Origin of the sequence: Streptococcus oralis (genome assembly GCF_965111685.1) — a bacterium.
GTDB classification, from domain to species: Bacteria; Bacillota; Bacilli; order Lactobacillales; family Streptococcaceae; genus Streptococcus; species Streptococcus oralis_B.
The window spans coordinates 1,073,821-1,092,346 of the sequence record NZ_OZ217340.1 but is presented as its reverse complement, the minus strand read 5'-3'; the positions used below and the strand labels follow the sequence as shown (position 1 = coordinate 1,092,346).

The window sequence follows — 18,526 nt, the reverse complement described above, 5'->3', positions numbered from 1 at the left end:
TTCTTTTATACTAAATGCTGAAGAGTTGTCCCAAGAGGAAGGTTACGCCCATGGTGAGAAGTCCGATACAGAGGTTACGGATCATAGCAGTTTTCGTAGGTGCCTTGCCCAGTTTAGCACTGGTATATCCGGTAATAAGAAGGGAAAGGGCCACGATAAAAACAGTAGCAGGAATGCGAAAATCACTTGGAAAGGCGGTGATCGAAAGCATAGGAGGAAGACTTCCCAGTACAAAGGCGATAAAGCTAGAGATAGCAGCATGCCAAGGGTTGGTAAACTCTTCGTACTCGATTCCATACTTTTCTTCGACCAAGGCTCTGAGTGGATTTTTCAAAAAGGCCTTGTTTGTCAAGAGTTGGGCGGATGTTTCACACTCACCATTTTGAAGGTAAGCAGCATAGAGGGATTGTTTAGCAGATTCGATGTCCTTATCCAAGAGCAACTGTTCTCTGGCAACAGCGGCTTCTTCCGTGTCTTTCTGAGTGGATACAGAGACATATTCGCCACCTGCCATAGAAAAAGCACCAGCGAGGATAGCCGCCAATCCTGATAAAAAGATAATCCAGATATTGCTCGTCGCACTAGCAACACCGATAACGACTCCAGCGACGGAAATAATCCCATCATTGGCACCGAGAACGCCCGCTCGCAGGATATTGAGTCGGTCTGCAAAGTTTGCATCAATTTCATGTTTCATTTCTGTCATAGTCATCTCCTTTCTCTCCATTATAGAGAAAAGGGTAGGGGAATACAAACTTTTTAAACTATCTGAAAAAAGTTCTACGATTCTAATTTTTAAACCCTTTTCAACTTTACCGAAAAAGCACTGTAAGCCAAGTAACCAATCCTTCTGTACTAGTCCTTTTTTAGCTTATCTATGGTATAATAGAAGGTAGATTTATCAATTGGAGTATGAAGGATTTTATGATTAAACTTGTAGCAACCGATATGGATGGAACCTTTCTGGACGGAGAGGGTCGGTTTGATATGGAACGCCTCAAAAACTTACTTGTATCCTACAAGGAAAAGGGGATTTATTTTGCTGTAGCTTCGGGTCGCGGTATCTTGTCCCTTAAAAAGCTATTTGCGGATGTGCGTGACGAAGTGATTTTTATAGCTGAAAATGGCAGCTACGTTGAGTTTCATGGTGAGGATATGTACGAGGCTACGATGTCTCGCGACTTTTACTTGAGCACTTTTGATGCTTTAAAGCAATCGCCTTATTTTGATGAAAGTAAAATGCTCTTGACGGGCAAAAAAGCTTGTTATGTATTAGATACAGTCGATGAGACCTATCTCATGATTAGTCGTCACTACAATGAGAATATTCAAAAAGTAGCGAGTCTGGAAGATATCACAGATGAGATTTTTAAATTCACTACGAACTTCACAGAAGATACGATAGAAGCTGGAGAGTCCTGGGTCAACGAAAATGTTTCTGGTGTGAAGGCCATGACAACAGGTTATGAATCCATCGATATTGTCTTGGACTACGTTGATAAGGGTGTGGCTATTGTTGAGTTAGCCAAAAAACTGGGGCTTAGCATGGATCAGGTTATGGCTTTTGGCGACAATCTCAATGACCTTCACATGATGCAGGTTGTGGGACATCCAATCGCTCCTGAAAATGCGCGACCAGAGATTTTAGAATTAGCAGAAGCGGTGATTGGCCACCATAAGGACCAGTCAGTGATGGCTTATATGGAGGGCTTGTAATGGCAGATATTAAATTGATTGCACTCGATTTGGACGGTACTTTGCTGACAACGGATAAAAAGCTGACAGATCGTACCAAGGCGGTCCTCAAAGCTGCGCGTGATCGTGGCATCAAGGTCGTACTGACAACAGGTCGTCCTTTGAAGGCTATGGATTTCTTTCTCAAGGAGTTGGGAACAGATGGACAGGAGGATGAATACACCATCACCTTTAATGGAGGGCTTGTTCAGAAAAATACGGGAGAGATTCTCGATAAAACAGTCTTTTCAATCGACGATGTGGCACGATTGTACGAGGAAACTGAAAAACTAGGATTACCGTTAGATGCCATTTCTGAAGGAACAGTATATCAAATCCAGTCGGATCAAGAAAGTCTCTATGCTAAGTTCAACCCAGCCCTGACTTTCGTACCTGTCGCTTTTGAAGAACTATCTAGTCAGATGACATATAATAAATGTGTGACTGCCTTTGCCCAAGAACCTTTGGATGCAGCGATTCAACAGATTTCTCCTGAATTGTTTGACCAATATGAAATCTTCAAATCGCGTGAACTCTTATTGGAATGGTCGCCGAAAAACGTCCACAAGGCAACAGGTTTAGCGAAATTAATTAAACACTTGGGAATCGACCAAAGCCAAGTCATGGCTTGTGGGGACGAGGCCAATGATCTTTCCATGATTGAGTGGGCAGGTCTGGGAGTTGCCATGCAAAATGCAGTTCCTGCAGTTAAAGAAGTTGCCAATGTCATTACCCCCATGACCAACGACGAGGAAGCCGTTGCTTGGGCTATTGAAGAATACGTGTTAAAGGAGAATTAGAAGATGGGATTATTTGACCGTTTATTCGGGAAAAAAGAAGAGCCGAAAATCGAAGATATTGTAAAAGAAGCTCTGGAAAATATTGATTTGTCAGAAGAGGTTGAAGAAAACCAAACGGCTATCGAAGAAACAAGTCAGGAAGAGACAGGAAGAGACAAAGTGGAAGCAAGTCTTGCTCAAGAAGAACTTCCTCAAGTCTCGACAGAAGAAGTTATTGAACCAGAAGCAGTCGAAGAAACTGCTCAGGAAGAGGTTGAGCTAGAAGTTGATGAGACAGAGCAAAGCCAAGAGTTTGAAGAATTTTTCGAAGAAGAGAGCCAAGAATCTCTAGAAGCTGGAGAAGAGCAAGCTTTTGAAGTAGTAGAAGAATATCCACGAGTTGAAGAAACTGTTCAGGAAAAATATGACCGCAGTCTCAAGAAAACGCGTACGGGATTCGGAGCACGCTTGAATGCCTTCTTTGCCAACTTCCGTTCTGTCGATGAAGACTTTTTTGAAGAATTAGAAGAACTGCTCATCATGAGTGACGTTGGTGTGCAGGTCGCTTCGAACCTAACAGAAGAGCTTCGCTATGAAGCTAAATTAGAAAATGCTAAGAAGCCTGATGCACTTCGTCGTGTCATTATCGAGAAATTGGTTGAGCTCTACGAAAAGGATGGTAACTACGATGAACAAATCCATTTCCAAGATGGCTTGACAGTCATGCTCTTTGTTGGTGTTAACGGTGTTGGGAAGACAACTTCTATTGGGAAATTAGCTCATCGTTACAAGCAAGCTGGCAAGAAAGTAATGCTGGTTGCCGCGGATACCTTCCGTGCTGGAGCCGTTGCCCAGCTAGCTGAATGGGGTCGTCGTGTTGATGTTCCTGTTGTGACGGGGCCTGAAAAAGCTGATCCAGCAAGTGTGGTCTTTGATGGGATGGAACGTGCTGTAGCAGAAGGAATTGATATTCTCATGATTGATACAGCAGGTCGTCTGCAAAACAAGGAAAACCTTATGGCCGAGTTGGAAAAGATTGGTCGCATCATCAAGCGTGTGCTTCCAGAAGCACCACATGAAACCTTCCTGGCACTCGATGCTTCAACTGGACAAAACGCTTTGGTACAGGCTAAAGAATTTTCGAAAATTACCCCTGTTACCGGTATTGTATTGACCAAGATTGATGGAACTGCCCGTGGGGGTGTTGTTCTGGCAATTCGAGAAGAACTCAATATCCCTGTAAAATTGATTGGTTTCGGTGAGAAAATCGATGATATCGGTGAATTCAACTCCGAAAACTTTATGAAAGGTCTCTTAGAGGGCTTGATTTAATAGAAAGTAAAATATCCTGCAAGATTAACTTGCAGGATGTTTTTGTTATTCTAAACGACCTTCTTCACGATAGGCGATATCTGGTTGCCAAGTCCATTTGGCTCCAAACTTCTCAAGTAAGTCAAAGCTAGCTTGAGGCCCCATGCTTCCGGCTTTATAGTCATGAAGTGGGGCACCATTTTCAGCCCAGAGCTCTTCGATACGGTCAATCAATTTCCAAGAAGCACTCACCTCATCCCAGTGGCTAAAGTTGGTTGAGTTGTTATTCAAGACATCGTAGATTAATTTCTCGTATGGGTCTGGTGAGGCTCCAGTAGCAGTCGCATCAGTTCTGTAGTCAAGCGAATTAGGTGCAAGTTTGAACTCTTCACCGACTTCCTTACCGTTAAGGCTGAGAGAGAAACCTTCTGTTGGTTGGATATAGATGGTCAAAATATTTGGTGCTAGAGGCTCTCCAAAAATTGAATCCATTTGCTTAAAGACAATATTGACATGCGTTCCCTTTTCAGTCATTCGTTTACCTGTACGGAAGAAGAATGGAACACCACGGAAACGGTCACTTTCAACAAAGAAGGCACCTGAAGCAAAGGTTTCTGTCATGGATTCTGGGTTAACATTTGGTTCGCTGCGGTAAGAAATGTATTTCATGCCATCGACTTTCCCAGAACGATATTGACCTCGGATGAAGTGCTCTTTAAGTTCCTCATCTGTAGGGTGGTAAAGATTCTTGAAGACCTTGATTTTCTCTGCGCGAATGTCATCCTTTGTAAAACTTGCAGGCTTGTCCATAGCAAGGAGTGACAAAAGCTGAAGTGTGTGGTTTTGAACCATGTCTCGAAGGGCACCAGACTCATCATAGTAGCCACCACGTTCTTCAACACCTAGACGCTCTGCAAAGGTAATCTGGACGTTATCAATATGTTCCCGATTCCAAACATTTTCAAAGATCATGTTGGCAAAACGAACAGCAAAGATACTCTGAATCATCTCTTTACCTAGGTAATGGTCAATACGGTAGATCTGTTCTTCATCAAATGTTGCTAGAAGATCCTCATTCAGTTTGCTAGCTGTTTCGTAGTCTGTACCAAATGGTTTCTCAACGATTAAGCGCTCAAAACCTTTGCCATCAACAATGTTTTCAGATTTGAGGTGCTTGGCAATAGTTCCAAAGAACTGAGGTGCCATAGACAAGAAGAAGAGCTTGTTGTGGTCCGTTTGGTATTTTTCATTGAGTTCGGCTTGTAATTGGCGCAAAGCAATGTAATGTTCCGTATCATTCACATCATGACTTTGATAGTAGAAGTGGCTAGCAAACTCTTGGGCTTGCTCGGTACTATCTGCCAAATCAAGGATGGACTCAACAACAACAGATTCGAAATATTCTTTACTCCAAGGTCTACGAGCTGTTCCAATAACTGCGAAATGCTCAGAAAGATTGCCTGATTTATAGAGTCTAAATAGGGAAGGGTAGAGTTTGCGTTTAGCTAAATCTCCACTCGCACCGAAAATTGTAACAATAACCTTTGATGACATCTAGCTACCTAATTTCTTTATTTTTTCCTAGTTGGACTAGGGATGAGATTTTCTCATTGTCATAGCTTTTATTTTATCATAATTTTCAAAAAAATCAAAAATCCAATACGCAATTAAAAAACTGTAAGGAGAACCTCACAGTTTTGTTTTATACATTTAAGACCTTGTCCAAGAACTCTTTTAGACGAGGGTGTTGCGGGTTGTCAAAGATTTGATCTGGAGTTCCATCTTCCAGGAATTCACCATCAGCCGTAAAGATAACACGATTGGCCACCTGACGAGCAAATCCCATCTCATGAGTTACGATAATCATGGTCATGCCTTGTTCTGCCAATTCCTTCATAACGTTTAGTACATCTCCGACCATCTCAGGGTCAAGAGCGGAAGTTGGCTCATCAAAGAGCATGATATCAGGATTCATGGCAAGTCCACGAGCGATAGCTACACGCTGTTTCTGACCACCTGAAAGGCTATCTGGATTAGCATTAGCTTTGTCTGCAAGACCGACTTTCTCCAGCAACTCCATCCCCAATTTTTCAGCTTCTTCTTTGGTCATCCGTTTGTGTTCAACTGGAGCAAAAGTGATATTTTCTAGGACGGACATGTGAGGAAAGAGGTTGAAGTGTTGGAAGACCATTCCCACGTTTTCGCGAACATGGTCGACATTGGTTGATTTTTCAGTCAAATCATAACCATTTACTGTGATGTGACCACTCGTTACCTCCTCGAGAAGGTTAAGGCTACGGAGGAAAGTGGATTTACCAGAACCCGAAGGACCGATGATACAAACAACATCTCCTTCATAGAACTTAGTCGTAATGCCTTTTAAAACTTCGTTTTTTCCATAATACTTATGCAAATCATTTACATCAATTTTTAGTTTTGCCATTAACGAATCCTCTTTTCTAAGCGTTTCGCTAGTCTAGTCAAAAGCGTGATAATTACAAGATAGAAGATAGCAAGAATTGCATACATCTTGAAACTTTGGTAGTTACGGGCGATGATGATCTTACCAGTTTGGAAAAGTTCCACCAGACCGATAGCAGACACGATGGTTGTATCTTTAAGAGCGATAACGAACTGGTTGACGAAGTTTGGCAACATCAATTTAGTCGCTTGTGGCAAGATAATCTTACGCATGGTTTTTCCATAAGAGATACCAAGACTGCGGCTGGCTTCCATTTGCCCAACTGGAACAGCTTGGATCCCACCACGAACAATTTCAGCGATATAAGCAGCAGCATTAAGTGAGAGGGCAATAGTACCAGCTACAAAGTCATTGATTGGACTTTGTTGGCCTGTAATCGACTCGATGAAGTTTGGAATACCCCAGAAGATGAAGGCTGCAAGAATCATCAAGGGAATACCACGAATGACGTCAACGAAAATCTCAGAGATTACGCGAAGAGATTTGTATGGGCTAACGCTAAACATACCAAAGATAATCCCGATGACAATGGCAATTGCAAATGAAATAAGCGCTAGTGCAAGAGTGATTCCAAGACCACTAAGAAGTTGTTTGTAGTTGTTTTGAAGTAAGCCCCAGATGGTTGTTTCGTCAACTGTACTTGTAGAGTCAGATGATGTTTCGCTAGCTAGGTACTTGTCAAGAATCTTTTGGAATTCTCCGTTAGCTTTGAGGTTCGCAAGTCCATTATTGAACATCTGAATCAATTCTGGATTACTGCCTTTCTTGACTGCAAAGGCTGTTTCGCCGATTGGAGTTCCAGCAATCGGCGTTTTCAATTTTTGACCTTGGCTGATAGAATATTTGAGAACTGGCTCATCATCCATCACGGCATCGATAGAGCCAGTATTCAGACTGTCATACATAGAAGCGCCATCTGCAAAGGTTTTAATCTTATAGCCGTATTTGCTTTGATTTTCAGTAAGGAATGTTTGAGAAGCAGTCCCGTTTTTAACGCCGACAGTTTTATCCTTGAGGTCTTCATAAGAAGCAATTGTGCTTGATTCTTTCACACCGAGAATCGTATTTGCTGTGTAGTATGATTCTGAGAAGTCAAAGGTTTCCTTACGAGCATCTGTTACAGACATACCAGCAATGATACCATCTGCTTGTCCAGCTTGAACAGCACTAATGGCTGCGTCAAATCCTGGGTTGGTAATCTCAATTTCAAAACCTTGATCTTTGGCAATGGCCTTGATGAGGTCCATATCAATACCGGTGTATTGATTGCTTGAATTTTGAAAGACGAATGGGGCGAAAGATGAGTCGCTGGCAATAATATACTTGCTTTTCACAGGAGTAGCTTTTTGTCCAGCAGCAGTAGTTGTTGTTGGGCTTGCCGTAGTTTTAGAAGCCGTCCACTTTTGGATGATTTGCTCCAAGCTACCATCCTTCTTCATTTGTGCTAGGGCTTCGTTAAACTCGGTAACCAAGTGTTCATACTTGCTCCCTTTCTTGACACCAAAGGCAAAGCTTCCAACAGCCTCACCCTCCATATTGATGCTGAGATCTTGTCCTTGGTTAATCGCATACTCAATAACAGGTTTATCGTCCATGATGGCATTCACAGCACCAGCACTTAGACTGTTATTCATCAAATCACCTGTATCAAAGGTTTTAATAGAGAAGCCGTACTTATCTTTGATACTTTCGAGGAAACGTTGAGCGGCAGTTCCGTTCTTAACACCAACTGTTTTCCCGCTGAGTTCCTCATATTTGGTGATTTTATTTGCCTTTGTGGTAGCAATGACAACTTTTGTATCATAATAGGTATCAGACATGGTAAAGACATTTTCACGTTCTTTTGTTTTTGTCATACCTGCCATAATGGCATCTGCTTGACCTGACTGCACTGCATTTACAGCTGCATCAAAGCCAGGATAAGACATTTGGATGTTCCATCCTTTGATTTCTGCGACTTTATTGATAATATCAACATCAATTCCTTTATAGGTTTGATCTGAATCTTTAAACTCAAAAGGTGCGTAAGCTGTATCAGACACAATCTTAACAGTATCAGCTTTTGCCATACCTAGTGAGAAAATGGGAAATAAAATGAGCAAACATGCTAGTATTTTTTTCTTCATTTTTAGTCTCCTTTTCCGAATATTTTCTCATTATATCAGAAAATGAATGAAAAGGCAAATTTTAGGAATTTTATGTAAGGAAATATAACATGAAATACTCGCTCTTATCAACTTAGAGTAGAGTCTGAAAAGTAAATTTATGGTAAAATAGAAGGATAGAAAAATTCAGACGAGGCAATCATGATAAATCGAATTACAGATAATAAATTTAAACTAGTATCAAAATATGAACCATCAGGAGATCAACCACAAGCGATTGAGCAGTTGGTCGATAATATCGAGGGTGGAGAAAAGGCTCAGATTCTGATGGGGGCGACGGGTACAGGGAAGACCTATACCATGAGTCAGGTCATTTCCAAAGTCAATAAACCAACTTTGGTTATTGCCCATAACAAAACTCTAGCTGGTCAGCTCTATGGGGAGTTCAAGGAATTTTTCCCTGAAAACGCTGTTGAATATTTTGTATCTTACTATGATTATTACCAACCTGAGGCCTATGTCCCTTCGAGTGATACTTATATTGAAAAGGATAGCTCGGTCAATGATGAGATTGACAAGCTCCGCCACTCGGCGACTTCAGCCCTTTTAGAGCGTAATGACGTCATTGTCGTAGCTTCTGTCTCTTGTATCTATGGTTTGGGTTCGCCCAAGGAATATTCTGATAGTGTTGTTAGTCTTCGTCCAGGTCTGGAGATTTCTCGTGACAAACTCTTGAATGACTTGGTTGATATACAGTTTGAACGCAATGACATTGATTTCCAACGGGGAAGATTTCGAGTTCGCGGTGATGTGGTGGAGATTTTCCCAGCTTCTCGTGATGAGCATGCCTTTCGAGTAGAATTTTTCGGTGATGAGATTGACCGTATCCGAGAAGTTGAGGCTCTGACGGGTCAGGTATTGGGAGAAGTGGATCATCTGGCGATTTTCCCTGCTACTCACTTTGTGACCAATGACGACCACATGGAAGTTGCTATTGTCAAGATTCAGGCAGAGTTGGAGGAGCAGTTAGCTGTCTTTGAAAAGGAAGGCAAACTGCTAGAAGCCCAGCGTTTGAAACAGCGGACAGAGTATGATATCGAAATGCTGCGTGAGATGGGCTATACAAATGGGGTTGAGAACTATTCTCGCCACATGGATGGTCGTAGCGAAGGAGAGCCTCCTTATACGCTTCTTGATTTCTTCCCAGATGATTTCTTAATCATGATTGACGAAAGTCACATGACCATGGGGCAGATCAAGGGAATGTATAATGGAGACCGTTCGCGTAAGGAAATGCTGGTCAATTATGGTTTCCGTTTGCCGTCTGCCTTGGACAATCGTCCCCTTCGTCGTGAAGAGTTTGAGAGTCACGTTCATCAGATTGTTTACGTTTCAGCAACACCAGGTGACTATGAAAATGAACAGACCGAGACAGTGATTGAGCAAATCATTCGCCCGACTGGGCTTTTAGATCCAGAGGTGGAAGTGCGTCCAACAATGGGACAGATTGATGACCTCTTAGGCGAAATCAATGCCCGTGTTGAGAAGAATGAACGGACGTTTATCACAACCTTGACCAAGAAAATGGCAGAAGACTTAACCGACTACTTCAAAGAAATGGGCATCAAGGTCAAGTATATGCACTCAGATATCAAGACTTTAGAGCGGACAGAGATTATCCGTGACCTGCGCTTGGGTGTTTTTGATGTCTTGGTCGGAATCAATCTCCTCCGTGAAGGGATTGACGTTCCTGAAGTAAGCTTGGTTGCCATTCTCGATGCTGACAAGGAAGGTTTCCTACGTAACGAACGTGGCTTAATCCAGACCATTGGACGTGCTGCTCGTAACAGCGAAGGGCATGTGATTATGTATGCGGACACGATGACTCAATCTATGCAACGAGCTATAGATGAAACGGCTCGTCGTCGCAAAATCCAGATGGCTTATAATGAAGAACATGGTATTGTACCTCAGACAATCAAGAAAGAAATCCGTGACCTGATCGCTGTAACTAAGGCAGTTGCTAAGGAAGAGGACAAGGAAGTCGATATCAATAGTCTCAACAAACAAGAACGCAAGGAACTCGTCAAGAAACTAGAAAAACAAATGCAAGAAGCCGTCGAAGTGCTTGACTTTGAACTGGCAGCTCAGATTCGTGATATGATGTTGGAAGTGAAGGCGTTGGATTAGTGAAGGAGAAAAACAAATGAACCTAACTATCAAACAGATGGAAACCCCTGAAGAGATAGAAGGTAAATCCTTCGTTCATTGGCAAACGTGGAGAGAGGCTTATGATGATCTTTTACCTGCAGAATTTCAGGAGACGATGACATTAGAAAGATGTCGATTCTTTAGTCAAAAATATCCAGGAAATACATTGATTGCGATAGATGATATGAAGGTAGTTGGTTTTATCAGTTATGGAAACTTTCGTGATGAGACTATTCAAGCTGGTGAAATTATTGCCTTATATGTTTTAAAAGATTATTATGGAAAAGGTATTGCTCAGAAGTTAATGAAGGAAGCTCTGACGACTCTTGAACAGTTCTCTGAAATATTTTTATGGGTATTAAAAGGGAATAAGCTAGCCATTGCATTCTATCAAAAAATGGGTTTTACTTTTGATGGGCAAGAAAAAATACTTGATCTTGGAAAACCTATCACTGAAATTAGAATGGTACGTAAGAAATCATCAAAATTTGAGAGTTAAATACTGGTAGAATTGCGATTTTGTTTTCAGATTACGCAATGAACAAACAATCACGTTTTAGAATATATTTTTGAATAGAAAGAAGTTATTATGAAATTGAAAGAGACGAAGTATAAGAAGTCATCAGGCTTAGATTCTATTCGTTTTTGGTTACAGGGCATCGATTTATCAAATTTATGCTTGATATTGTCTTTTATATCATCTTGTTCCTAGTTATAGAATTTACAACATCACAGAACAAAAGCATTCCAGCTGATTTTCGGTACAGAGAACTCTTATTTCCTTTGCAATTGAATCTTTTTATCTTGGGTAATAGGTTCTATGCTCTCTTTTTGTCAGTGAGAACTGAAAAAGAAAGGACCCTTAAAAGATTTTGTGAACCCTTTATTTATATCAATGTCCTTAGCTTCATTTTTCAATTGATTGGTGTGAGAAAAAGAGGAAGAGTTGTTCTCTCACCCTTGTTTTCACTGGAGTCATCCTATGTCTGGTTTCCTATTGTCGTCTACCTTCTGGTCTTGATGTTAACTTTGGCAATCTTCTTTCTCTCTAAAGCTTCAAAAAAAGGAGTAGATGAAAATGAAGATGAGTAGGCAAATGAAGTACAAGACAAAAGAAAAGTCTTCTTGGACTAAGAGGATTTTTCTTTGGATGGAAAGGCACCGAAGGATTGGTCAACTCCTGGATACGAGTGTGTTATTCGGATCTTTGTTTGTATCATTTCTTGCTGCCTCTTTCATTGGTTCTCCATTCCCAAACTTAAACTATCTTTCTCCCTTAAGCTTTAATCTTTTCCTTCTGCTCTTATCAACCTATTTCCTTGTCTTTCGTTTTAGTAGTGATAAACTTGAGAAATGGCGTTACTTTTCATGGGGATTTATTGGGTTCAATGGTCTTCTTTTTCCCTTTCATCTCTTGGTGGGTCTGAATTGGCTAGGACGTCGTAAGTCAACGAATTTCCCCCCTATAATTTCTATGGATCCGGCCTATGTCTGGGCTCCTATTGTAAGTTATCTCTTTTTCTTTTTCTTAGGGCTGGGCATTCTGCTTTTGGTTATACGGATAGAAAAGAGAAGAAGGAGGCGTAAATGGAACGAAAGATTAAGAAACCAAAGAAGATCAAACAGCAGAAGATCAAAATGAGAAAAATCCATAAAAAGTATTCTTTGATAGCTCACGTCCAATTGTGGATGGGAAGGCATCCAAAGCTTGCTTCTTTTATGGATGGTGGCATAATATTATTTTCTATTTTTGGTATCATGTATGTGTTGTTTGGGACAATACTTATCCCGAAACCATATCAGGAAATGTCCTATGTCTTGCCAATTATTATGAATTTTGTCTTTTTGGTGTACACACTCTATCAAGGTATTTTTAGAGATGGTTTTAGTGAAAAGACTTCAGTAAAAGGATTTTTACAACCTTTTCTATACATAAATGGACCTATTTTTCTTCTCCACTTACTTGTTGGGGTGAAAGGGAGAAATGTTAAAAAAATTCCTTCCCTATTATCTGTCGATTATCGCTACATCTGGCTTCCGATTGCTACCTATCTAATCTTTTTCATCATTCCAGCGATAGTGATGGTGATTTTGAAATATAAGGACAAAAAGAGGAAAAATCATGAAAAAAGAAAATCGAATTAAATTATTTTCATTTAAAACACTTTATTTGGCTTTGCTGACCTTTGTGGTTCTTCATTTGGTGTTGTTGGTTTTTGGACTATCTTTTACGCCGATTTTGTGGAATAGTTGGTTTTTCATTCTTTGTTTGACCTTCCTAATCCATCCCTGGAGAATCTTTTATAGAACAAGAGATGTTCAATGGTATCACCTTATTTTTCAAATATTTAGTGGATTAGTGGCACTTTATCTTTGGTTTGGAGCATTTTTTGCTTTGTCAATTGTCTCGGATCCAACCATTCCTATTAATATAGACTATCACATACAAGATAAAGAAATCATCATTGTTAGAGGTTTTTTGGCCCGTAGTACTTATGAACATCACGAGTTGATTAATCCATTCATCATGAAATCTGATATTAAGTTCGAAAAAGGCATATAACAACTTAGAAAGCGAGAAAATCCATGTCCCGTGCCCAAGCAACCATTTTAACCAACATCTGTCTGATTGAAGACATTGAAACTAAGCGAGTAGTCATGCAATATCGCTCTCCTGAAAACAATCGCTGGTCTGGCTATGCCTTTCCAGGAGGTCATGTTGAGAATGGCGAGGCCTTTGCCGAATCTGTCATTCGTGAAATATACGAAGAAACTGGCCTGACCATTCAGAATCCACAACTGGTCGGTATTAAAAATTGGCCCTTAGATACAGGTGGGCGCTACATCGTTTTTTGTTATAAGGCGACAGAGTTTACTGGAAGTCTCCAATCCTCAGAGGAAGGAGAAGTATCTTGGGTAGAAAAAGACCAGATTCCAAACTTGGAACTGGCCTATGATATGTTGCCTCTGATGGAAATGATGGAAGCACCTGACAAGTCTGAGTTCTTCTATCGCCGCCGTACAGAAGATGGCTGGGAGAAAGAGATTTTTTAGTTGTAAGATTACTGGAACGGTGTTAACCTTTAATGATTAGTACTTAAATATAGGATAAGTATGTCGGTGTATGTCAACTGAATACTTCAAAATTTCCTATTCTTCTTTTCTATCTTTATCTTTAACAATCTCCACCTTCATTTTTGAAATCGGAGATATTTTATTTTATGGTATAATCTTAAAATATGAAAGGAAGTAAAAGAAAATGGCTGATAAGGTAATTGAACAATATGCAAAACAAGATAATCTTGACATTAGAGTAAAGCTACATAAGAAGTATTCAAAAAATAAATTAGGGTTTAATAATTGGATATTTTCCAACTACCAAATTACTGATGAAGTAAAGGTTCTAGAATTGGGATGTGGTACAGGAGAACTATGGAAAAGTAATAGTGATTCTATTGATAGAATGAAGCAGTTGGTTATTACAGATTTTTCTAAAGATATGGTGAAAACAACGAAGTCAGTGATTGGAAATAGAGACAATGTCAACTATGAAATAATGGATATTCAAAAGATTTCTTTTGAGAATGAAACATTTGATATTGTTATTGCTAATATGCTTCTACATCATGTAAATGATATTCCTAAAGCGCTCTATGAGGTGAATAGAGTCTTAAAAACAGGCGGAATTTTTTACTGTGCTACATTTGGTGAAAATGGAGGTGTAGATTATTTGGCAAGTTTATTTAAAGATGAGGTTAATCAAGATTTGGAAAATAAAACTTTTACTTTACAAAATGGCAAAAGTTACCTAAGTAGGTACTTTAACTCTGTCGATATATTACTCTATGATGATGAGTTACGGGTAACTAGTATAGATGACCTAGTTAAATACATCCGATCCTTTAAAGGAATTTCAGAAATAGGTTCGTTAGAAGAGGAAATAATACGTAAAAGATTGGAAAGTGAGTTTAATAATGGTATGTTGATCATTCCTAAAGAATATGGTATGTTTATCGCTCGAAAGTAAAATTAAGAGAACGAAATTGTAAAAGATTATTGAGAAGATTTTCAATGTAAAATTAAACGGATAGTGTTTAGAGAATGTTACAGCTAATTCTATATATAAGTCTCAACTTTTTAGATTTGAAGAAGTTTCTTGGGTGCAAAAAGACCAGATTCCAAACTTGGAACTGGCCTATGATATGTTGCCTTTGATGGAAATGATGGAAGCACCTGACAAGTCTGAGTTCTTCTATCGCCACCGTACAGAGGACGGCTGGGAGAAAGAAATTTTCTAGTCTTTTACTAAATAACCTAACTGATCCAAGGCCTCCTCGATATAGTGGAGGTCTTGTTGCGTTTCGGCTTCAACAAGGTGGTAATGAATGCCATCTGTCAATTCAGAAAGGGGTCTAAAGTCTGAATTCTCGACTTGTTCCAGAAAGTGCTGGACATCTCGGCGGCAAGTGAGTTTGAGTAGGGTTTCAATTTCGCCATAAACGGGATGATCGATTAAGATATTTTGAACGCGTCCGCCATTATCTACAATAGCTAGAAGTTCCTGACCGATTTCTTCCAGTTCATGTTTCACTTTAAAGAGTTTGTGCACGTAGGGGCTGGCATCATTTCCTTTGTAGATATAGCCACGATTGGTGGATAGGATAGGAGCTCCATCTGCTCGGAGAATAGCGATATCCTGTACAATGACCTGGCGTGTAACATGGAAGTGTTCAGCCAGGGTTTGACCATTGAGAGCTTTTGGCGCCTCTTTTAACAGTTTGAGAAGAGCTTGTTTGCGATCCTTTGTCATAGTTTTTCCTTTTAGCGACGTTTTCGAAGCACTTTATAGACAGCTAGTGCTAATGTATAGTCTACCATACTATGGACAATTGTTCCAAAACCAACTAGGACAAAAAGAACATAAAACATATTTTCAACATTTGTCCCTGAAGTAGCATAAAAGATGATACAAGCTATTACTTCAGCGATAGCATGAACAATACCCAAAACAAAGTTGAAAATCCAAGATGCCTTTGGTTTATCCAAGGTTTCAGGGAATTTCTTTAAGTACAAAGCCCCCAAAGTACCAAAAACAATGTGAGAGAAGGCACGAAGTACAATAACAGGCGGATAACCTGCCATCAGGAAGCCGAGACTAGAAGCAATAATCACAAAAGCAGCCATCAAAGGCGAAAGAAACATGGCGATAAAGATGGGGATATGACTTCCCAAGGTGTAAGAAGCCGGTGGGATAACGATTTTAAAAGGCATAATGATTGGAATCAAAATCGCTATTGTAGTGAGTAAGGCAGTCATAGTCATAAACTGCGTTTTTTTCCGTATATCCATAAGAACCTCCATTTATCTGTATATACACAAGTATAGTACAATAAATCCCCAATCAAGTCAAGAAGTATTATTGATTTTTCAGGAAAATTTGGTTAAAATGTGGTAAAGAATAATAGGAACTGAGGAGAAATTGTGATGATACTTTTTGTTTACCTAATCGTGGTAATCGTGATGATGTCAAAACAGAAAAGTGAAGGGAAAGTAGTCTCAGGTTGGACTCGTTTCCTAGTTTATAGTTTATTAGTCCTTTCGATACTCTCTCTATTAGCAAGTAGTCTGGCTATTTCACTTTTTAGCCTACCTTTACTAGGTTTTCTTTTGATGGCCGCAATACTAGAAATTGCCCATTTCGTCAGATTGGTGATTACATTTGGTTTGGTTTTACTATCACTAACCTTATACTTGGATAGCCAGAAAAGTCAGCAACCTACCCCTCTTTCACATCAGCTCCTGCGCTTTGGATTTCACATTCTATTGATGTTTCTCATGTTTTAAAAGCTAAACTCCACCTTCAGGATGAAAGTGGAGTTGTTTTTTTATTTCTTCAAGGTTTCGAGACGGGGAACAATTGCTACTGTTAGAACGGCAGAGATGACAAGCTCGGCAATTGAGTTTGTAGAAATAACTGTTGCTAGGAGTTTTTGGATATTGCCGTCGAAGACATTTCCAAAAAGGAAGAAGATTCCCCCAAGGACAAAGACGGTGTTGGTAAGGGAACCGAGGGCACCAGCAAAGATGAGACCCGTTCTGTTTTTTAATAATTTATAAACTAGATAAGGTGTCAGCCCAATCAAAACGCGAGGGACAATAGCGATAATCGCAGAATAGATATTTCCGTTCGGTACGAATGGTGAGAAGAGGTAGCTGGTTGGAAGGATGGTAATCGTGTTTACCGTTAAGCTCAATAGTCCCATAAGAAAACCAAGTGTAACACCAACTCGAGGACCATAGATGATACTAGCAATGATTACTGGAACATGAATGATAGTTGGCTTAATTGGGAATGGGAATAGATTAAATAAGAGTGAGCTCAGAAAGTGAATGACCAACATGGTCGCAAAAAAGATAGCAATCGGAGCAATATTAGAGCGTTTTTTCATTGAGTGTTTCCTTTATTCTTTCTAAAATAATATTCAGGTCTGCTAAAGCACCCTTGCCGTAGTCTCGGCAAGCTAGGAGGGATTCTTTAGGATAGATAAGCTTGTAGCCAAATGTTTCTAGTGTCTTCAGGTTTGACTGAGTGGCTGGATGATCGTACATTTTTGTATTCATAGCAGGAGCAAGTAGTTTAGGAATATTTTGGGGTAAAGCTAATGCTGTACTAGTCACCATGTTATCCGCAAAACCGTGCGCAAGTTTAGCAATGGTATTAGCGGTAGCAGGGACAACGATAAAAAGGTCTGTTTCTTTTCCTCTTTCGATATGATTGACTTGATCAGGGTAAGGTTCCTGCATGACATCAAGGTGAACTGGATTCTGTGAGAGTACCTGTAGTGTCAAAGGTTGGATAAACTCTCTCGCCGCCTCGGTCATTAAGACAGTGACATCATGGCCTTGTTTTTTCAAAGAACTGACTAAATCAGCTGCTTTATAGGAGGCTATGGAACCTGTCACTGCGATCAGAATGTTTGCCATGGCTTTCCTTTCTATGAATCGTAAGCATGAATTTTCTCAAGGAGGAGGTTCGCAATTTCCTCTTTGGTTTGAACTGTTTGAAGATGATCTTTCTCAACAAAGATTGCCCGATGCTGATATGTTGATATTTGAGTCAGGTCATTAGCAATGATCAAGTCTGCTTGATTTTTGATAAGACTCTGTTTAGCAATTTCTATGAGATAGTCCTCAGAGACATCAACCAGCAGTTTGAAACCAATCAGATGAATAGAAGGATTCCACTCTTTGACTAGAGAGATAATCTTGGGTGTTTTTTTCAAAAATAAAATCTGCACTTCATCATTTGAAGAAATCTTAGCTTCTCTGTTTTGCTTGTCTAAAAATTCTTCCAAATTAGAACTCGTCTTAACTTCATCTAGTCCCGTCATATAAACAGGAGTGTAGTCAGAAACTGCCATCGAATGAATCAAGACCTGATAATCTTGAACACACCCTTTCATCTCAAAAAGGAGATCATTGCTGTTCTTAATTTCTCTAATGCTTAGGTTGGGATGAGGTTCTGGCTTAAGAGCTCTAGGAGTAGTAATCAAACAAACCTCATGACCAGCAGCAAGTAGGGCTTCGGTGATGATTTTCCCCAAGCGACCAGTCGAGTGATTAGTGATAGAGCGGACGCTATCGATTGCTTCACTTGTGCCGCCTGACGTAACTAAAATTTTCATAAGACTATTGTACCAAAAAATAAAATAGAATCAAAAGAAAGCGTTTGTTTTTTTATCTAATTTCCCAGCAAGATTATAGTTTTTGGCTATAAAAACTTATAAAAAGTAAAAAAGACGACTAAAATAGCCTTTAAAACTTTACGTTTATAAACTTTACCAAGCTTTTTGTATGTGATAAAAACTTTTTTTTGTGTTATAATGAATTATCACATTAGAGGT

18 protein-coding genes and 1 pseudogene are annotated in these 18,526 nt (G+C 39.8%); 10 read left to right on the top strand and 9 right to left on the bottom strand.

From position 1 onward, the window contains the following. Positions 1–10 precede the first annotated feature (10 nt). Positions 11–706, bottom strand: coding sequence for a VIT family protein (locus ACLV7H_RS05695; RefSeq protein WP_045591214.1), 696 nt, complete (start codon positions 704–706; stop codon positions 11–13). A gap of 218 nt (positions 707–924) precedes the next feature. On the opposite strand from ACLV7H_RS05695, the gene ACLV7H_RS05690 reads away from it, so the two are divergent. From ACLV7H_RS05690 to ftsY, 3 genes are read left to right on the top strand one after another with little or no spacing between them, the layout of a single operon-like run. Then, positions 925–1,716, top strand: a complete 792-nt coding sequence (locus ACLV7H_RS05690) for a Cof-type HAD-IIB family hydrolase (protein WP_045591648.1) — start codon at positions 925–927, stop codon at positions 1,714–1,716. After that, the gene (locus tag ACLV7H_RS05685) at positions 1,716–2,534 is read left to right on the top strand and encodes a Cof-type HAD-IIB family hydrolase (protein ID WP_045591216.1); all 819 of its coding nucleotides are present in this window, start codon (positions 1,716–1,718) and stop codon (positions 2,532–2,534) included. Before ACLV7H_RS05690 ends, ACLV7H_RS05685 begins: the two co-directional genes overlap by 1 nt. 3 nt (positions 2,535–2,537) lie before the next feature. Then, positions 2,538–3,845: a signal recognition particle-docking protein FtsY gene (gene ftsY, locus ACLV7H_RS05680; protein ID WP_411866610.1), complete on the top strand. Its 1,308-nt coding sequence runs from the start codon at positions 2,538–2,540 to the stop codon at positions 3,843–3,845. Between the two features lie 45 nt (positions 3,846–3,890). Here the strand turns inward: ftsY and zwf are convergent, their stop codons facing one another. The 3 genes from zwf to ACLV7H_RS05665 all read right to left on the bottom strand — a co-directional run bounded on the left by zwf (position 3,891) and on the right by ACLV7H_RS05665 (position 8,432). After that, positions 3,891–5,378, bottom strand: coding sequence for a glucose-6-phosphate dehydrogenase (gene zwf, locus ACLV7H_RS05675; RefSeq protein ID WP_411866609.1), 1,488 nt, complete (start codon positions 5,376–5,378; stop codon positions 3,891–3,893). A 148-nt stretch (positions 5,379–5,526) separates the two neighbouring features. After that, positions 5,527–6,267, bottom strand: a complete 741-nt coding sequence (locus tag ACLV7H_RS05670) for an amino acid ABC transporter ATP-binding protein (RefSeq protein WP_045591225.1) — start codon at positions 6,265–6,267, stop codon at positions 5,527–5,529. Then, complete coding sequence (locus ACLV7H_RS05665; protein WP_045591227.1) at positions 6,267–8,432, bottom strand: ABC transporter substrate-binding protein/permease; 2,166 nt, start codon at positions 8,430–8,432, stop codon at positions 6,267–6,269. The genes ACLV7H_RS05670 and ACLV7H_RS05665 overlap by 1 nt, the downstream gene beginning before the upstream one ends. 180 nt (positions 8,433–8,612) lie before the next feature. Between ACLV7H_RS05665 and uvrB the strand changes: the two genes are divergently transcribed. From uvrB to ACLV7H_RS05630, 7 genes and pseudogenes are all read left to right on the top strand, one after another. Further along, positions 8,613–10,601, top strand: coding sequence for an excinuclease ABC subunit UvrB (gene uvrB, locus ACLV7H_RS05660; protein ID WP_411866608.1), 1,989 nt, complete (start codon positions 8,613–8,615; stop codon positions 10,599–10,601). Between the two features lie 16 nt (positions 10,602–10,617). Next, entirely contained in the window at positions 10,618–11,121 is a 504-nt protein-coding gene (locus ACLV7H_RS05655; protein ID WP_411866607.1) for a GNAT family N-acetyltransferase, read from the top strand. Positions 11,122–12,209: 1,088 nt separating this feature from the next. After that, positions 12,210–12,767: a hypothetical protein gene (locus ACLV7H_RS05650; RefSeq protein ID WP_411866606.1), complete on the top strand. Its 558-nt coding sequence runs from the start codon at positions 12,210–12,212 to the stop codon at positions 12,765–12,767. Further along, entirely contained in the window at positions 12,745–13,185 is a 441-nt protein-coding gene (locus tag ACLV7H_RS05645) for a hypothetical protein (RefSeq protein WP_411866605.1), read from the top strand. The genes ACLV7H_RS05650 and ACLV7H_RS05645 overlap by 23 nt, the downstream gene beginning before the upstream one ends. Positions 13,186–13,208: 23 nt before the next feature. Next, positions 13,209–13,676: an 8-oxo-dGTP diphosphatase gene (locus tag ACLV7H_RS05640; RefSeq protein WP_411866604.1), complete on the top strand. Its 468-nt coding sequence runs from the start codon at positions 13,209–13,211 to the stop codon at positions 13,674–13,676. Between the two features lie 205 nt (positions 13,677–13,881). Next, positions 13,882–14,649, top strand: a complete 768-nt coding sequence (locus ACLV7H_RS05635; RefSeq protein ID WP_411866603.1) for a class I SAM-dependent methyltransferase — start codon at positions 13,882–13,884, stop codon at positions 14,647–14,649. Positions 14,650–14,770: 121 nt separating this feature from the next. Next, positions 14,771–14,920 (top strand): annotated as a pseudogene (locus tag ACLV7H_RS05630) (NUDIX hydrolase); the annotation flags it as partial. Here the strand turns inward: ACLV7H_RS05630 and ACLV7H_RS05625 are convergent. From ACLV7H_RS05625 to coaB, 5 genes are all read right to left on the bottom strand, one after another. Continuing rightward, complete coding sequence (locus tag ACLV7H_RS05625) at positions 14,917–15,432, bottom strand: transcription repressor NadR (RefSeq protein WP_411866602.1); 516 nt, start codon at positions 15,430–15,432, stop codon at positions 14,917–14,919. The pseudogene ACLV7H_RS05630 and the gene ACLV7H_RS05625 overlap by 4 nt on opposite strands. 11 nt (positions 15,433–15,443) lie before the next feature. Beyond that, positions 15,444–15,971 carry a hypothetical protein gene (locus tag ACLV7H_RS05620; protein WP_411866601.1) on the bottom strand — a complete coding sequence of 176 codons (528 nt, stop codon included), beginning with the start codon at positions 15,969–15,971 and terminating at the stop codon, positions 15,444–15,446. A gap of 536 nt (positions 15,972–16,507) precedes the next feature. Further along, positions 16,508–17,071 carry an ECF transporter S component gene (locus tag ACLV7H_RS05615; RefSeq protein WP_411866600.1) on the bottom strand — a complete coding sequence of 188 codons (564 nt, stop codon included), beginning with the start codon at positions 17,069–17,071 and terminating at the stop codon, positions 16,508–16,510. After that, positions 17,055–17,606 carry a phosphopantothenoylcysteine decarboxylase gene (gene coaC / locus ACLV7H_RS05610; protein ID WP_045591258.1) on the bottom strand — a complete coding sequence of 184 codons (552 nt, stop codon included), beginning with the start codon at positions 17,604–17,606 and terminating at the stop codon, positions 17,055–17,057. Before coaC ends, ACLV7H_RS05615 begins: the two co-directional genes overlap by 17 nt. A gap of 11 nt (positions 17,607–17,617) precedes the next feature. Continuing rightward, the gene (gene coaB, locus ACLV7H_RS05605; RefSeq protein WP_045591260.1) at positions 17,618–18,307 is read right to left on the bottom strand and encodes a phosphopantothenate--cysteine ligase; all 690 of its coding nucleotides are present in this window, start codon (positions 18,305–18,307) and stop codon (positions 17,618–17,620) included. Between the last annotated feature and the right edge of the window lie 219 nt (positions 18,308–18,526).